General features: G+C 70.2%; 2 protein-coding genes and 2 pseudogenes. All 4 read left to right on the plus strand.

Going from position 1 to position 2,755, the window contains the following annotated elements; genetic code table 11:
- Positions 1 to 178, plus strand: a pseudogene (locus tag G4D87_RS40185) (MFS transporter); the annotation flags it as partial.
- A gap of 10 nt (positions 179 to 188) precedes the next feature.
- On the plus strand, positions 189 to 1,226 hold the full coding sequence (gene plsX / locus G4D87_RS36380) for a phosphate acyltransferase PlsX (protein ID WP_163787383.1): 1,038 nt from the start codon (positions 189 to 191) through the stop codon (positions 1,224 to 1,226).
- Entirely contained in the window at positions 1,223 to 2,263 is a 1,041-nt protein-coding gene (locus G4D87_RS36385; protein WP_163787384.1) for a phosphatase domain-containing protein, read from the plus strand. The genes plsX and G4D87_RS36385 overlap by 4 nt, the downstream gene beginning before the upstream one ends.
- 275 nt (positions 2,264 to 2,538) lie before the next feature.
- Positions 2,539 to 2,755 (plus strand): annotated as a pseudogene (locus G4D87_RS39090) (polynucleotide adenylyltransferase PcnB); the annotation flags it as partial.

Genomic DNA, 2,755 nt, shown 5'->3' on the forward strand with positions numbered 1-2,755 from the left:
CTTCGGCTCGCTGGGGCGGATTCTGGGGCCGGCGCTGGGCGGCTGGCTCTTCACCCGGCTGGGGCCCGAGGCCCCGTACGGGACGGCGGCGGGGATGGTGGCGTTGTCGGGGCTCCTGGGATTGTCCCTGGTGGCCCAGGCGAGAATGGCAGGCGCGGGGGCCGAGCAAAGGTCCTAAGATGGAGGACATGGTGGGGACGCAGCCGCAGCCAGTGACGATTGCCTTCGATGTCATGGGAACGGACCACGGCCCGGCCGAGGTGGTCCGGGGAGCGGCGATGCTGTCGCTCGAGTCCCCCCACATCCACACGCTCCTGGTGGGGGACCGCACCCTCATCGACGATGCGCTGGCGGAGACGAAGCACAACGGCGAGCGCATCTCCGTGCAGCACGCGGCGGACTTCGTCGGCATGGACGAGAAGCCCGGCGAGGCGCTGGCGCGCAAGCCGAACGCGTCCGTGGCGGTGGCCGCGCGGCTGGTGGCGGAGGGCGAGGCGCAGGCGCTGGTGTCCGCGGGCAACACGGGCGCGGGCGTGCTGGCCTGTGCCCGGCACTTCCAGCTCATCCCCGGGGTGCGGCGCGCGGCGCTGGCCACGGTGTACCCGACGCGCTCGGTGCGCGGCGCGAAGGGGGACCCGTTCTCCCTCATCCTCGACGTGGGCGCCACGGTGGAGGCCACCGCGGATGACCTGGTGACCTTCGCGGTGATGGGCTCCGCCTACGCGCGCATCATCTCCCGGAACGACCGCCCCAAGGTGGCGCTCCTGTCCAACGGGATTGAGCCGCAGAAGGGCCCGCCCCGCGTGGTGGAGGCGCACGCCCGCCTGTCGGAGATGAAGGACATCCACTTCATCGGCAACGTGGAGGGCATCGACATCCCGAAGGGCACCGCGGACGTCATCGTCACCGACGGCTTCGTGGGCAACGTCTGCCTGAAGATGCTGGAGGGCGTCCACGAGACGGTGGTGGAGCTGGCCCAGTACGCCTACAAGGAGAGCCTGCGGTGGCGCGCGGGGCTCGCCATGCTGTCCAGCGGCATCCAGCGCATCAAGGACATCACCGACTGGAACCAGTACGGCGGCGCCCCCATCCTCGGGTTCGATAAAATCTTCATCAAGGCCCACGGGCGCTCGAAGTCGCGGGCCATCGCCAACGCGGGCAAGGTCGCGGCGAAGGTGGTGTCGAACAACCTGGGCGCCGCCATCCGGGAAGGCCTGAAGAAGTGAGCCTGCCGGACCGCATCGATCCGCGTCCGCCCCGGCGCATCTACCGGTGGGACTTGGACAAGACGTACCTCCAGACGGAGTTCGACTCGCTCCGGGACCTGGTGCGGACGGCGTTTCAGAAGGCCCACCAGAAGGTGGCCGTGCCGGGCGCCAGCGCGCTCATCCGCGAGCTGTCGGAGAACGGGGACTCGCGGCTGTGCATTGTCTCCGGCAGTCCGAAGCAGATGCGGGCCGTGCTGGAGGAGAAGCTCAAGCTGGACGGCGTGCGGTGGGACGAGTTCGTCCTCAAGGACAACGTGGGCAACCTGCTGCGCGGCCGCTTCCGGGCCCTGCGCGGGCAGGTGGGCTACAAGCTGCCCGCCATCCTGGAGAGCCGGGTGCACGCGCCGGTGGAGGCGGAGGAGGTCCTCTTCGGTGACGACGCGGAGGCGGACGCGTTCATCTATTCGCTCTTCGCGGACCTGGTGGCGGGCCGCGTGGACGAGCGCGTGCTGTCCCAGGTGCTGGAGGCGGGCGGGGTGTACCCGGACGACGCGCTGCGGGTGCGCGAGGCGTGGAAGAAGATTCCGGTGGGCGACCCGGTGCGCCGCATCTTCATCCACCTGGACAAGCTGACGCCCCCCGCGCACTTCACGGCCTACGGGCCGCGCGTGGTGCCCATCTTCAACTACTTCCAGGCCGCGCTGGTGCTGCTGGCGGACGGCCACCTGACGGCGCCGCAGGTGCTGAAAATCGCCGTGGAGATGGTGCAGACGGCGGGCCACAACATCATCACCCTGTCCAACTCGTTCCAGGACCTGCTGCGGCGCGGGCTGCCGCTCCAGCAGGCGGCGGTGGCGCTGTCCCAGGCGCTGGAGGGGCCCAACAAGCTGCTGGCGGCGATGCGGCCCATGCCGGACATCCTGGCGGCCTTCAGCAAGCGCCTGGCCGCGCTGGGCACGCCGCCCCCGCCCCCCCCGGTGCAGGCGGTGGACTACGTGTCCCTCATCCACCACGCGCTGCCCCGGAACCACAAGGGCCGCACCCGGCCGCAGTAGGGGCGGTTTGCCCGGCTGCCCCTCGGGTGGGCCGGCATTCCCCACGCGGGCCGTCCCCAGAACGTTTCTGGCGGACGCCGTGTTGATACAGGACACAGGCCCGCGGCCCCCACGCTTCGCGCGTGCCCTGTCCCCAGGATGGGAGCAGGAAAGCGGGCGGGGGAGCCCGCTGCCCGGTGACATCCAACAACAATGTCGTCCATCGCTACTCCCTACCCGGAGGATGCGGTATAGACGGCAGGCCTTCTAGCACCCCGGTGGGGTGTCCCTGGCTGATGACGCGAGATTTGACTGAGACGCCGCCTGCCGGCGGTCTGCTGCCACCTGCGCCCGAGAATGACGCGCGCGAGGTTGCCTCTCCCGAGGCGGCAGGGACTTCCGAGCGCGGCGAACAAGAGGTTCCCATGAACTCCCAGCTGGAGCTGTCGGCGCACCCTCAAGAAGAGGACAGCGCCTCCGAGCCCGTGGCCGCCGACGAGCAGGCCCCCACTG

The organism is Myxococcus vastator (assembly GCF_010894475.1).
Taxonomy (GTDB): domain Bacteria; phylum Myxococcota; class Myxococcia; order Myxococcales; family Myxococcaceae; genus Myxococcus; species Myxococcus vastator.

Excerpts from the sequence above, each read along its gene's own strand:
- plsX (WP_163787383.1), top strand. The coding sequence starts at position 189 with ATGGTGGGGACGCAGCCGCAGCCAGTGACGATTGCCTTCGATGTCATG.